Annotated in this window: 8 protein-coding genes; 7 read left to right on the forward strand and 1 reads right to left on the reverse strand. The window is 69.3% G+C overall.

Going from position 1 to position 13,701, the window contains the following annotated elements:
- Positions 1-5: 5 nt before the first annotated feature.
- The 7 genes from RTY13_RS06315 to RTY13_RS06345 all read left to right on the forward strand — a co-directional run bounded on the left by RTY13_RS06315 (position 6) and on the right by RTY13_RS06345 (position 11,051).
- On the forward strand, positions 6-2,225 hold the full coding sequence (locus RTY13_RS06315) for a TonB-dependent receptor (protein ID WP_312781955.1): 2,220 nt from the start codon (positions 6-8) through the stop codon (positions 2,223-2,225).
- 81 nt (positions 2,226-2,306) lie between these two features.
- Entirely contained in the window at positions 2,307-3,887 is a 1,581-nt protein-coding gene (locus tag RTY13_RS06320) for an alkaline phosphatase D family protein (RefSeq protein ID WP_312781957.1), read from the forward strand.
- A 23-nt stretch (positions 3,888-3,910) separates the two neighbouring features.
- Positions 3,911-4,765, forward strand: a complete 855-nt coding sequence (locus RTY13_RS06325; protein ID WP_312781959.1) for a phosphatase PAP2 family protein — start codon at positions 3,911-3,913, stop codon at positions 4,763-4,765.
- Between the two features lie 115 nt (positions 4,766-4,880).
- On the forward strand, positions 4,881-7,460 hold the full coding sequence (locus RTY13_RS06330; RefSeq protein ID WP_312781961.1) for an ABC transporter substrate-binding protein: 2,580 nt from the start codon (positions 4,881-4,883) through the stop codon (positions 7,458-7,460).
- On the forward strand, positions 7,457-8,314 hold the full coding sequence (locus RTY13_RS06335; protein ID WP_312781962.1) for an ABC transporter permease: 858 nt from the start codon (positions 7,457-7,459) through the stop codon (positions 8,312-8,314). Before RTY13_RS06330 ends, RTY13_RS06335 begins: the two co-directional genes overlap by 4 nt.
- A 2-nt stretch (positions 8,315-8,316) precedes the next feature.
- Positions 8,317-9,933: a dipeptide ABC transporter ATP-binding protein gene (locus RTY13_RS06340; RefSeq protein ID WP_312781963.1), complete on the forward strand. Its 1,617-nt coding sequence runs from the start codon at positions 8,317-8,319 to the stop codon at positions 9,931-9,933.
- Complete coding sequence (locus RTY13_RS06345; RefSeq protein WP_312781965.1) at positions 9,930-11,051, forward strand: P1 family peptidase; 1,122 nt, start codon at positions 9,930-9,932, stop codon at positions 11,049-11,051. Before RTY13_RS06340 ends, RTY13_RS06345 begins: the two co-directional genes overlap by 4 nt.
- Positions 11,052-11,206: 155 nt before the next feature.
- Here RTY13_RS06345 and RTY13_RS06350 read toward each other — a convergent pair whose 3' ends face one another.
- Positions 11,207-13,678 carry a zinc-dependent metalloprotease gene (locus RTY13_RS06350; RefSeq protein ID WP_312781967.1) on the reverse strand — a complete coding sequence of 824 codons (2,472 nt, stop codon included), beginning with the start codon at positions 13,676-13,678 and terminating at the stop codon, positions 11,207-11,209.
- Between the last annotated feature and the right edge of the window lie 23 nt (positions 13,679-13,701).

Below are 13,701 nucleotides of genomic sequence, written 5' to 3' on the forward strand. Positions count from 1 at the left end.
ATAATATGAACAAGTTACTGCTCAGCGCTTCCATCAGCATCCTGACGATTGCTGCATCGTCTGTCGCGTCGGCTCAATCTACTTCAAATAACAATGATCAAAACGCAACAACGATTGGCGAAATCATTGTTACTGCTCAACGCCGCGAACAGGCCAGCCAGGACGTCGGCGTCTCGCTGAGCGTCATCGGCGGCGAGCAACTGGATGAAAAGGGCATCTCGGTCGTCAACGACCTGGAGAACGCCGTCCCCAACATGGAGGTCGACAGCCAGTTCGGCGGCGGCCAGCCCCAGTTCCGCATCCGCGGCATCGGCGCCCGCGAATACTCCTCGAACAACGCCTCGACCGTCGGCATCTATGTCGATGAGGTCGCCCACCCCTATACGGTGACCACACAGGGCGCCCTGTTCGACATCGCCCGGATGGAGGTGCTGCGCGGGCCGCAAGGCACCCTCTATGGCCGCAACACCACCGGCGGCGCCGTCAACATCATCACCAACGCCCCAACGGCCGACTTCCGCGCCGGCTTCAACGCCGAGTACGGCACGTTCGATCGCTACAAGGTCGAGGGCTATGTCTCGGGTCAGATCGCGCCCAACCTGCTGGGCCGCCTGGCCGCCGTCACCGAACAGGGCGGTGCCTGGCAATACCACCGCGACACCGGCGAGAAGCTGGGCGACCTGAACAAGACCGCCGTGCGCGGCCGCCTGACCTGGGACGCCAGCGAGGACGTCACCGTCGATCTGGCCGCCACCTATTCGGTCGACAAGTCGGACGGCCGCGGCTTCCGCCTGCTGGGCCCGTACGCGGTCTCGGGCGGCGCCGTGACCTATCCCAAGGACACCGCCTGGCGCATCACCGGCTGGGGCATCTCGCCCGCCATGGCCGCCGTCGCCGGGGTCGGCCTGAACGCCAAGCCCTTCCGCGACAACGACGGCTTCGACGTCAGCGCCCGCATCAAGGCCAATCTCGGCTGGGCCGACCTGACCTCGATCACCGCCTACCAGACCTTCTCGCGCAGCGAGTTCAACGACTGGGACGGCACGCGCTTCAACGAGTCGAACGTCTTCTTCTACAACGACATCGACGTCTTTGCTCAGGAGCTGCGTCTGAGCTCCAATGACGACGGTCCGCTCAGCTGGATGGTCGGCGCCCACTATGCCGACGAAAGCATCGACGGCGGCTTCTATACAAACTTCCGGGGCAACGCGAACCTGATCAACACCGGCTACGGCCAGTCGGTGTCGGCCTTCGGCATCTTCACCCACAACTCCTATCAGGTGAACGAGCGGCTGAACCTGATCGCCGGCCTGCGCTGGGAAACGGAAGAGCGGACCCTGGACAGCGGCGGCACCTTCGTGGCCCCCAACCCGCCCCCGCCGACGACCAGCTACGACACCGACCTGAACGAGGTCTCCGGCCGTCTGGGTCTGGAATACAAGCTGACCGACGACGCCCTGTTCTACGCCAGCGTGGCGCGCGGGGTGAAGTCGGGCGGCTTCACCACCTACAACGCCACCTCGGCGACCCCGTTCAAGCCGGAAATCGTCATCGCCTATGAGGCCGGGATCAAGTCGGACCTGTTCGACCGCCGCCTGCGTCTGAACGGCGCCCTCTTCTACTACGACTACAAGGACCAGCAGGTTCAGGGCCTGGAATACGACCGGATCACCGGCCGCCTGGGCAAGATCACCAACGTGCCCAAGTCGCACATCATGGGCGGCGAGATCGAGCTGACCTGGGTCCCGCTGGACGGCCTGACCATCAGCCAGAACATCGGCTACAAGACCGGCGAGTATGACGAATACTTCGCCATCGACGGCGCCAAGACCGACGCCGCCAACCCGGTCAACGGCCCCTGGGACGTCATCATCGCCAACGACCGTTCCGGCGAACGCCTGTCCTTCCCCAAGATGAACTACGGCGGCTCGATCGCCTATGACTGGGGCATGGGCGGCTGGGATCTGCGCGCCGAGACCAACTACAACTATCGCGACGAGCTGTATTCGGTCAGTTCCTCGTCGATCATCGACGCCTACTGGTTGTGGAACGCCAACTTCAGCGTCGCCCCGACCGGGGCCAACTGGCGCGTCGGCCTGTGGGGCCGCAACCTCTTCAACACCTACTACGAAGAGACCCGCAACGGCTTCAACGGCTCGGCCCGCCCGACCACCTCGCCCAGCCAGGGCCGCACCTACGGCGTGCGCCTGTCGATGGACTTCTAGTTCCTGTCTCCCCGAAGGGGCGGGTCGGCTTCGGCCGGCTCGCCCCCGCTTTTTCCCGTTTCCACGGACCCGTCTGTTTCCATGAGTTTCCCGTCCTCCCGCCTTGATCGCCGCGCCCTGCTGACGGGCCTGGTCGTCGCGCCCGCCGTGCTCAGCTTCGGCCGGGCCCAGGCGGGCGGCGCCTATCTGTTCCCGCTCGGCGTCGCCAGCGGCGATCCGGCTCCCGACGGCTTCGTCATCTGGACCCGCCTGGCCGCCGATCCGCTGGCCGCCGACGGTCTGGGCGGCCTGTCCGCCGCCGTTCCCGTGCGCTGGGAAGTCGCCGCCGACGACCAGTTCCGCCGCATCGTCGCGGCTGGAGACACCACCGCCTCGGCCGAGGCGGCGCACAGCCTCCATGTCGAGGTCGCGGGCCTCGCCCCCGGCCGTCCCTACTGGTACCGCTTCACCGCCCAGGGTCAGCAGAGCCCGACCGGCCGCGCCCTGACCACGCCCGCCCCGAACGCCCAGGCCGACCGCCTGCGTCTGGCTGTCGCCTCCTGCTCGCACTGGGAGCGCGGCTATTTCAGCGCCTATGGCCACATGGCCGACGAGGCCCCGGACCTGACCCTGTTCCTGGGCGACTACATCTATGAATACAGCCTGGGGCCGGACCGCGCCGATCAGGTGGTGCGTCCCTACAATCTGGAAGAGGCGACGACGCTGGCGGGCTATCGCAACCGCTACGCCCTGCACCGCACCGACGCCAACCTGCAGCGCCTGCACGCCGCCGCCCCCTGCCTCGCCGTCTGGGACGACCATGAGGTTCAGGACGACTATTCCGGCGTCTGGTCCAAGGTGTCCGGCGTCGCCCCGACCGACTTCCTGCAGCGGCGCGCCGCCGCCTATCAGGCCTTCTACGAGGCCATGCCGATCCGCCGCACGCGCCTGAGCGCCGCGATGCAGATGCCCATCTATCGTCGCGTCCGCTACGGCAAACTGGCCGAGTTCTTCATGCTGGACGGCCGCCAGTACCGCTCGAAACAGCCGTGCAGCGACGGCGCCAACGGCGGCAAGGGCCAGATCGTCACCGACGCTACCTGCACCGACCGGCTGGACCCGTCGCGCACCTTCCTCGGCTTCGAACAGGAGCGCTGGCTCTACGACGGCCTGGCCCGCGCCGAGGCGCGCTGGAACATCCTGGGCCAGAACCTGGTCATGGCGGGCCTGCGTCTGGCCCGCAGCCCGGCCGAGGAGAACCGCTACTGGACCGACACCTGGGACGGCTTCCCCGCCGCCCGCGATCGTCTGACGAACGCCCTGTCCGAGCTGAAACCGTCCAACCCGGTGGTGCTCAGCGGCGACTATCACTCCTTCTGGACCAATGACGTGAAGCTGGACAGCCGCGACCCGTCGTCGGCCACCGTGGCGACCGAGTTCGTCGGCACCTCCATCACCTCGACCGGCCCCAGCTACGACGGCCTGATGGCCGTCATGCCCAACAATCCCCAGGTGAAGTTCTTCGACAGCCGCCCGCGCGGCTATATGTCGATCGACGTGCGCCCCGACCGCATGGACACGCGCTATCAGGTCATCAGCGACGTGCGCGATCCCAAGGCCAGCCTGTCGACCCTGAAATCCTGGACCGTGGAGTCGGGCCGCCCCGGCGCCGTCGCCGCATGATCCCCTTCCACCGGAGCTTCCTCATGACCCAGCCGCGCCTCGCCTCCTCTCTCGTCGCGATGAGCCTGGCTCTGGCCCTGAGCGGGACTTTGGGCGGTTGCGCCGGCGCGGTTGCGTCTCAAACGGCCGCCGTCGATACGCCCGCCCCCGTGACCTTCTGGACCGGCTTCCGCGACCATCCGCACGGCTATCTGACCGCTGAGAACACGCCCAACGCCGCCAACTTCCTGCCGCCGCCGCCCGCCGAGGGCTCGCTGCGCGAACAGGCCGACATCGCCGCCTATCGCGAGATGCGCGCCCTGGAAGGCAGCGAGCGCTGGGCCATCGCCCGCGCCGACAATGAGATCGAGACGCCCGGCGCGCCGCGCGCCTTCGACTGCGCCCTCGGCTTCAAGTTCGAGCCGGAGAAGATGCCGACCCTGACCCTGCTGATGGGCAAGATGTTGGGCGATCTGGAGATGATCCAGACCCCGGCCAAGCGGGGTTACTTCCGCAAACGGCCCTTCGTGGTCGAGCCTCTGCCCACTTGCATCGCGCCGGAAAGCTGGCTGGGGGCCAGCGGCTCCTATCCCTCCGGCCACTCCGCCTTGGGCTGGGCCTGGGCCCTGGTGCTGGCCGAACTGGCGCCGGACCGCGCCGACCAGATCCTGCGTCGCGGCCTGGCCTATGGTGAAAGCCGCGCGGTCTGCGGAGTCCACTACCCCAGCGACGTCGAGGCGGGCCGCATCGTCGGCGCGACCATCGTCACGCGGCTGAAGGCCGATCCCGCTTTCCAGGCCGACTTCGCCAGGGCCAAGGTCGAGTTCGAGGCCGCCCGCGCCGCAGCGAGCGAAGCTACAGCCGCCTGCCCCGCCTCGCTGGCGCGCCAGCCGTGGTGAGGCGTGCTTATTCGATGGCGTGAGACGAAATCCATGACGTAGGCTGACAAAGATCGGCCGCGTCGCCGACGGGGGAGATCAAGGCAAGGTGACGAGAACAGGGGCGAAGACTTCGGTGGTTGGGCGGACGCGACGCGGGCTGGCGGCGCGGCTGCTGTTTGCGCTGACGCTGACCCTTTCGCTCGCCCTGCACGCCGTCCCGTCTCACGCCCAGACGCCCGCAGCCCGCGACCGGCTGGTGCTGGGCCTGCCGCTGGAGCCGCCCAACCTCGACCCGACCTCGGGCGCGGCGGCGGCGGTGGATGAAGTCGTCTACGCCAACGTCTTCGAGGGCCTGACCCGGCTGACCCAGAACGGCGCCGTCGCGCCGTCTCTGGCCGAGACCTGGGAAGCCGCGCCCGACGGCCTGACCTGGACCTTCCATCTGCGACGCGGCGTCACCTTCTCGGACGGTTCGCCCTTCGAAGCCTCGGTCGCCAAGTTCTCGCTGGACCGCATCACGGCCGAGGGCTCGACCAACGCCCAGAAGGCCCTGTTTGCGCCGATCCAGCGCGTCGAAATCGTCGATCCGGCGACCCTCCGCATCCATCTGTCCCGCCCCATGGCGACCCTGCCCTATGTCCTGGCCTGGGGCGACGCGGTCATGGTCTCGCCCAAGAGCGCCGCGACCAACGCCGTCACCCCCATCGGCACCGGCCCGTTCAAGCTGCAGAGCTGGCAGCGCGGCAGCCAGCTGACCCTCGTGCGCCGCGACGGCTACTGGGGAACGCCGCCGCGCCTCAACACCGTCGTCTTCCGCTTCATCAGCGACCCGACCGCCGCCTTCGCCGCCGTCAGCGCCGGCGACGTGGACGCCTTCCCCAACTATCCCGCGCCCGAAAACGTGGCCCAGTTCCAGCGCGACCCGCGCTTCCGCGTCGTCGTCGGCGCTTCGGAAGGCAAGGTCATCCTGGGCATCAACAACACCAAGCCGCCGTTCAACGATGTCCGTGTGCGCCGCGCCCTATCCTACGCCATTGATCGCAACGCCCTGATCCAGGGGGCCATGTTCGGCTTCGGCCAGCCGATCGGCAGCCACTATTCGCGCCAGGCGCCGGGCTATGTCGACCTGACCGGCCTCTATCCGCACGACCCGGCCAAGGCGCGGCAGTTGCTGGCCGAGGCCGGCTATCCCAACGGCATCGACGTGACCCTGCGCCTGCCGCCCCGCCCCTACGCCCGGCGCAGCGGCGAGGTGCTGATCTCGCAACTGGCCGAGGCGGGCATCCGGGCGAAGATCGAGAATCTGGAATGGGCCCAGTGGCTGGATCAGGTGTTCAAGCGCCGCCAGTTCGACCTGACCATCGTCGAGCACGTCGAGCCGATGGACTACGACATCTATGGCCGCAAGGACTACTACTTCGGCTACGACAGCCCCGCCTTCGACGCCCTGCTGGCCCAGGTCAACGCCGCCCCGGACGAGGCGACGCGCAACCGCCTGCTGGGCGATCTGCAACGCCGCATCGCCGAGGACGCGGTCAACGGCTTCCTGTTCCAGTCCTCGCGCATTGGCGTGTGGAAGGCGGACGTCAACGGCCTGTGGATCAACGGCCCCATCGCCGCCAACGACGTCACCGGCGCCTACTGGACCGGCTCGATGGCCGCGGGCGCCGCGAACGCCGAGCGCGCGGGCGGCGGCCTGCCCTGGGGCTGGATCAGCCTGATCGCGGGCGTCGCGTTGGCGGCCTTCGTCGCCTGGCGCTTCGGCGCGGCCTGGCTGCTGAAGAAGCTGGGCGGCCACGCCCTGACCCTGCTGGCGGCGACCGTGGTCATCTTCCTGCTGCTTCAGGTCGTGCCGGGCGATCCGGCCGCTTACATGATGGGACTGAACGCCAGCCCGGAGGCCATCGTCGCCCTGCGCCAACAGATGGGCCTCGAAGGTTCAGGCCTTGAGCGCTACTTCGCCTGGCTCGGCGATCTGCTGACCGGCAAGTTCGGGACCAGCTACACCTATCAGGTGCCGGTCGGCGGCCTGATCGCGGAGCGTCTGGCCGTGTCCGCGCCGCTGGCCCTGATGGCCACCGTCCTGTCGCTGCTGGTCGCCCTGCCCATCGGCGTCACCGCCGCCAGCCGCAGGGGAACCGCCGTCGACACCGGCCTGATCGGCGTCACTCAAGTGGGCGTCGCCCTGCCCAACTTCTGGATCGCCATGCTGCTGATCCTGCTGTTCTCGGTGAACCTCGGCTGGTTCTCGGCCGGCGGCTTCCCCGGCTGGAGCAGCGGCTTCTGGCCCGCCTTCAAGGCCCTGATCCTGCCCGCCGTGGCCCTGGCCGCGCCACAGGCCGCCATTCTCGCCCGCGTCCTGCGCACCGCCCTCTTGGACACCATGAACGAGGACTATGTCCGCACCGCCCGCGCCAAGGGCCTGTCGGTCAATCAGGCTCTGTGGCGTCACGCCCTGAGGAACGCCTGGATCCCGGTCCTGACCATTCTGGGCCTGCAGTTCCCCTTCCTGCTGGCGGGCGGCATCATCATCGAGAACGTCTTCTCACTGCCCGGCCTCGGGCGACTGGTCTTCCAGGCCATCACCCAGCGCGACCTGATAGTGGTGCAGAGCGTGGTGGTGGTCCTGGTCTTCGCCGTGGTTCTGGTCAGCTTCCTGATCGACCTGGCCTATCTGTTCGCTGATCCGCGCCTGAGGGGACGCCGCGCATGACCGACGCCCCCGCTATCACCGCCCCCGCCAAACCGCGCGTGCGCTGGCCCCTGTCGCTGATCGTCGGCGCAGGTCTGACCGCCGTCGTCCTTCTGACCGCCCTGCTCGCCCTCATCTGGACGCCCTATGACGTCGAGGCGGTCGACATCGCCGCCAAGCTGGCCGCCCCCTCGGCCGCCCACCCGTTCGGCACCGACCACTTCGGCCGCGACGTCCTGTCGATGATCATGGCGGGGGCGCAGAACTCCCTCGTCGTGGCCTTCGTCGCCGTCGGCATCGGCGTCGCGATCGGCACGCCTCTGGGCCTGACCGCGGCGGCGCGCGGCGGCTGGATCGACGAACTGGTGATGCGCGGCAACGACCTGATCTTCGCCTTCCCCGCCCTGCTGCTGGCCGTGATGATCACCGCCGTCATGGGACCGGGCGCGATCAATGCGATCATCGCCATCGGCGTCTTCAACATCCCCGTCTTCACCCGCGTGGCGCGCGGCGCAGCGCAGGGCCTGTGGACCCGCGAATACGTCCTGGCCGCCCGCACCGCGGGCAAGTCGAAAGCCCTGATCTCGGTTCAGCACATCCTGCCCAATCTGATGAGCCTTCTGGTCGTGCAGGCGGCGATCCAGTTCGCCGTCGGCATCGTAGCCGAGGCGGGCCTGTCCTACGTCGGTCTCGGCGCCCAGCCGCCCGCGCCCAGCTGGGGCCGGATGCTGGCCGAGGCCCAGACCATGATCGGCTTCGCGCCCTGGCTGGCGATCATGCCGGGCCTGGCCATCTTCGTGACCGTGCTGGGCCTCAGCCTGACCGGCGACGGTCTGCGCGACCTGTTCGACCCGCGCGTGCGGCGGGAGCGTTGACCATGACCGTCCTCGACATCCGCGACCTCAGCCTGTCGATCGGCTCGACCCCGATCCTCAAAAACGTGTCCCTGTCCGTCGCCCCCGGCGAGATCCTCGGCCTTGTCGGCGAGAGCGGCTCGGGCAAGTCCATGACCTCGCTGGCCGTGCTGGGCCTGACGCCGCCGCGCGCGCCCCTGACCGGCGAGATCCGTCTGAACGGCCAGTTGGTCTCGAACGCCCCCGACGCCGTGATGCAGCAGGTGCGCGGCCGCGACGTGGGCATCATCTTCCAGGAGCCGATGACGGCCCTGAATCCCGTCATGACCATCGGCGATCAGGTCGCCGAGACCGTGCGCCTGCACAAAAAAGCCTCGCGCAAAGAGGCCCTCGCCGTCGCCCGTTCCGTGCTGGATCGGGTCGGCCTGCCCCCCGAACGCTTCCCCCTGAGCCGCTATCCGCACGAGTTGTCGGGCGGCCAAAGGCAGCGCGTCGCCATCGCCATCGCCATCGCCCTGACGCCCAAGCTGCTGATCGCAGACGAGGCGACGACGGCGCTCGACGTCACGACCCAGGCTCAGGTGCTGGACCTGCTGAAGCGGCTGGTGCGCGAGGACGGCATGGGCCTGATCCTCATCACCCACGACCTCGCCGTCGTGGCCGAAACCGCCGACCGCGTGGCGGTGATGAAGGACGGCGAACTGGTCGAGGAAGCGCCGGTCAAACGCATCCGCACCGGCATGGCCCACCCCTATTCCCGGCGCCTGCTGGCCAACGCCACCCACGCCCCGACGCGTCACAGCGTCCCGCAGGCCGACGCCGCCCCCGTGCTTCAGGTCGAGGGTCTGGTGCGCGAGTACGGCGGCGCGCCCGCCCTGTTCGGCAAGTCGAAGACCTTCCGCGCCGTCGATCAGGTCAGCCTGTCGATCCAGCCGGGCGAGAGCGTCGGTCTGGTCGGCGAAAGCGGCTGCGGCAAGTCCACCCTGCTGCGCGCCATCCTGGCGCTGGAGACGCCGCAAGGCGGCCGCGTCCGGGTCAAGGGTCGCGACATCACCGCCGCGCGCGGCGCCGCGCTGAAGTCCATCCGCCGCGACATTCAGGTGGTGTTCCAGGACCCCTACGGCAGCTTTGATCCGCGTTGGAAGGTCAGCGATCTGGTCGCCGAGAACTTCCACCTGCTGGACGCCCGCCCCAGCCCCGCCGAGGCCCGCCGCCGCGTCGATGAAATGCTGGAGCGCGTGGGCCTGACCAGCGCCGCCGCCGACCGCTATCCGCACGAGTTCTCGGGCGGCCAGCGCCAGCGTATCGCCATCGCCCGCGCCCTGATCACCGAACCCTCGGTCATCTGTCTGGACGAGGCGGTGTCGGCCCTGGACGTCTCGGTCCGCGCCCAGGTGCTGGACCTGCTGGCCGACCTGTCGGATCGCCTCGGCCTGTCCTACCTCTTCGTCACCCACGACCTCAGCGTGGTGCGCACGGTGACGGATCGCCTGCTGGTCATGCAGGCCGGAAGGATCGTCGAACAAGGCGCGACCGCCGCCGTCTTCGCCGCCCCGTCCCACCCCTATACGCAGAAACTTCTGGCGGCGACGCCGGATCTGGTCCGCAATCACGCTCTGGAAAAGGAAACCGCCGGATGAACCGCAGAACCGTCCTCGGCTCAGCCCTGATCGGCGCCGCCGCCTCCGCCGCCGGCGTCGCAAACGCCAAGCCCGCCGCCCAGAGCGCCGCCCGCGCCTCAGGCCGCACCGGTCCGCTCAACCTGATCACCGACGTCGAGGGCATCAAGGTCGGACAGGCCCACGACGCGGGCGTCCGCACCGGCGTCACCGTCATCCTGGCCGAGAAGCCCGCTGTGGCCGCCGTGGACGTGCGCGGCGGCGGTCCCGCCGGGCGCGAGACCGACGTCCTGCGCGCCGAAAACCTGGTGCAGGAAGTGGACGCCATCATCCTGTCGGGCGGGTCGGTCTATGGCCTGGGCTCGGCCGACAGCGTCGCCGCCTGGATGGGGATGCGCGGGCGCGGCTACGGCATGGGCGGGGCGCCGGGCGTGCCTCCCTCGCCCATCATCCCGACCGCCTGCCTCTATGACCTGGCCAACGGCGGGAACAAGCGCTGGGAGATGGAGCCGCCCTATCGCCGCCTGTCGGTTCAGGCGCTGGAGGCCGCCAGCGACCGCTTCGACCTGGGCACCGCAGGCGCCGGCTATGGCGCCGAGGCCGGCGCGCTGAAGGGCGGGATCGGCTCGGCTTCGGCCGTCATGGCCTCCGGCTGGACGGTGGGCGCCATCGTGGCGGTCAACAGCGTCGGCTCGGTCGTGGCGCCGGGCGGCAAGAGCTTCTGGGCCGCCCCCTATGAGATCGGCGACGAGTTCGGCGGCCTCGGCTCATCCGGCCTGCACGCCTCGGCCGAGGACTGGGGCCTGTCCAAGTTCGGCGCCCGTCCGCGCGAGAACACCACCATCGCCTGCATCGCCACCGACGTGGCCCTGACCCGCGTCGAGCTTCAGCGCATGGCCATCATGGCCCAGGACGGCATGGCCCGCGCCATCCGCCCCGCCCACGCCCCCTTCGACGGCGACACCCTGTTCTGCCTGTCCACCGGCAAGAAGGTCATTGAGAACCCGGCCATGCGTCAGGTCGCGGTGGCCCAGCTCGGCAACGTCGCCGCCGACGTTCTGGCCCGCGCCGTGGCGCGCGGCGTCTATCACGCCACCAACTATGAGGGCGTCACCGGCAAGACCTGGCGAGAGATGTGAGCATTCTTTCCTCCCCATTCTATGGGGAGGGGGACCGCGAAGCGGTGGAGGGGGCGGCGCGAACGGTTGACGTGGAGTCGCCCCCTCCGTCTCATCGGCTGCGCCGCCGATCCACCTCCCCATTCGCTACGCGAACAGGGAGGAAAGAGATCTCGTCAATGCCACTCGCCGCCGCCAATCGGGGCGCCCGGCGGCACAGGCTGAGCGACCGGCAGGGTCTCGCTGAGCGCCTTCAGCCCGTCGACCGGCCCGGTCAGAGCCTCGGCCAGCCAGGCGCACTGGGCCGTCTCCAGCCGGTCGCCGCGGCAGCGCTTCAACTGCTCGCCAAAGCGCCGCGCGCTGTCGCGCACCGTCCCTTGCGCCGTGGACGACAGGTCATTGCCCTGGATCAGGGCGGCCAAATAGGCGGCGTAGCGCGCCCGCGTCACGCGGCGCAGTTCAGCCTGACGCCGGCTCAGCCCCGCGCCCGGCCCGACCGCCGTCGCCACCCGGTCAAGCACCTCGGTCAGACCCAGCTGCCCCGCGTCTCGACGCTGCTGCTCGACCAGACGGTTCAGACGCTCGGGCGCCAGCAGGGTCTCGAACACGACTTCCGAGGCCGCCGCCGCCGCCGATGACGGGTCGAACACGGCGTCGGTCTTGCCCTCGAACAGCTCGATCTGCATCTGCCGATCGGGATTGCCCGACTGGGCCGAGGACAGCAGGTCGATCAGGTCGTCGCGCAGGTCCAGCTCGGCTGGCGCCAGCGCCTGCATCAGGGCCTCCAGCGCCGCCCGCTGCCTGTCCGCCGACACGACCTCGGCCCGCTCATGGCCGTCGCCGCTGATGGCGTAGCCATAGTCCACGCCGCCGATCTGCCGCCCGACCGCCGTGGTCTGATAGCGGTGATAGAGATAGATCGGCACGATGACGCGCCGCAGGTCCGCCGCCGGCGCGCCCGCCGGCAGATTGGCCAGGCCGAAGCGCGACAGGGCGATGCGCCGCACCGCCATGACATTGGCGAATTCGGCGACCGGGTCCGTCCCGTTGTCCCACATGGCGGCGTAGGGCTGCAGACTGCCCAGGGGCCGGGTGTCCGTGTCGTTGACGAAGCGATAGCCCTTGGCCTGCGCTTCCGCCGCCAGTCCGGCGCGCCGCGCGACCGGGTCCTGCCCCGGCGCATCGCCGTACAGCCAGTCCACCACATAGCGGTCCCAGGCCCCGACCCCGGTCGTATAGGCGCGGCTGAAGTCCAGACGCTCGCCGTCGGCGATCACCCAGGGCGCCGGATAGTCCATGACCGAGGCCCGGTCCTCGAAGGTCGAGGCGGCGAAGTTGTGGGCGATGCCCAGAGCATGGCCGATCTCGTGCGCCGACAGGTGACGCAGGCGCTGATAGGCCAGACGGTCGGGATCGTCCTCGCCGCCCGTGCCGGCGCGGTCGGCGCCGACCAGCCCCTCGAAGATCATCTTGTCCTGACGGTCGCGCAGCGAGCCCAGTTGCACCACGCCGCGCACGATCTCGCCGGTGCGCGGATCGTTGACGCTGGTGCCGGTGGACCAGCCGCGTGTCTCGCGGTGAACCCAGGACACGATGTTGTAGCGCGCGTCCATCGGGTGCGCGCCCTCGGGCAGCAGCTCGACCCGGAAGGCGTCCACGTATCCTGCCTTATCAAAGGCTTGCGCCCACCAGTTGCCGCCCTCGATCAAGGCTTGGCGAATGGCGGGCGGGGCGGCGCGATCGACATAGAAGACGATCGGCTTCTTCACCGTCGAGCGCGCGGCGGTCGGATCGGTCTTCTCCAGCCGGAAACGACGCGCCAATCGGCTGACCACCGGCTGGTCCAGATCGGCGGCGAAATCCGTCACCGTCACCTGGGCCGAGGTGCCCGAGCGCGGATCGTGCAGGACGGTCTGGAAGCCGTCGTCCGGCAGACGGATGAAGGAGTGGCGCACCGTCAGGGTGACCGAACGCGATTCCGGCGAGACGCGCGACAACTCGGCCCCCGGCTCGTCGCTGGTGAAGGTCTGGACGGTTTGGAACTCGACGTTGTCCGGGAAGACCAGGGTCTGGTCCGCCTCCAGATAGCCCAGGGTCGGCGCCGCCTTGAACGTGCCCAGCCGCGCCCGCTTCAGGCGACCGACGGCGTTGACCGCGTCACGCTCAAGGAAGCCCGACAGGTCGACGCTGACCGATCCGTCCGCCCCCGTCTCGACCACCTCGCCGGACCAGACCACCGACGGGGCGAAGGAGGCGGCGACCGCGTTCACCTGATCGGCGTCGGCGTCCACGGCGCGGAACCGGGTGTTCTCGAACGCGGCGAAGACGCGATTGCCCACCTTGCGGAAGGCCACGACCTGGGCCGAGCCCAGACCCGACCGGTCCAGCCCGGCCCCGTCCATGCCCAGCCCCGCCGACAGCCCCGGCTGATAGAGGTAGCGACCCAGCACCCCGTCCGCGCCCGGCGCCGGCAGACGCACCGTCGCCTTGCCCTTCTGCCGATCCAGCTTCACCCCGAACAGGCCGTCCTGCCAGGCGGAAGCCGACGACGCGGCGGCGGCGGGGCTTCCCGTTTGCGCCAGAACCGGCGCCGCCCCGGCGGCCACGACCAGACCGGCGACGCTCGCCAGCAGAACCTTGCGCAACATGAGCCGCCCCCCGCGGTTGACTG

It is taken from the genome of Brevundimonas sp. (assembly GCF_032055285.1).
Lineage (GTDB): Bacteria > Pseudomonadota > Alphaproteobacteria > Caulobacterales > Caulobacteraceae > Brevundimonas.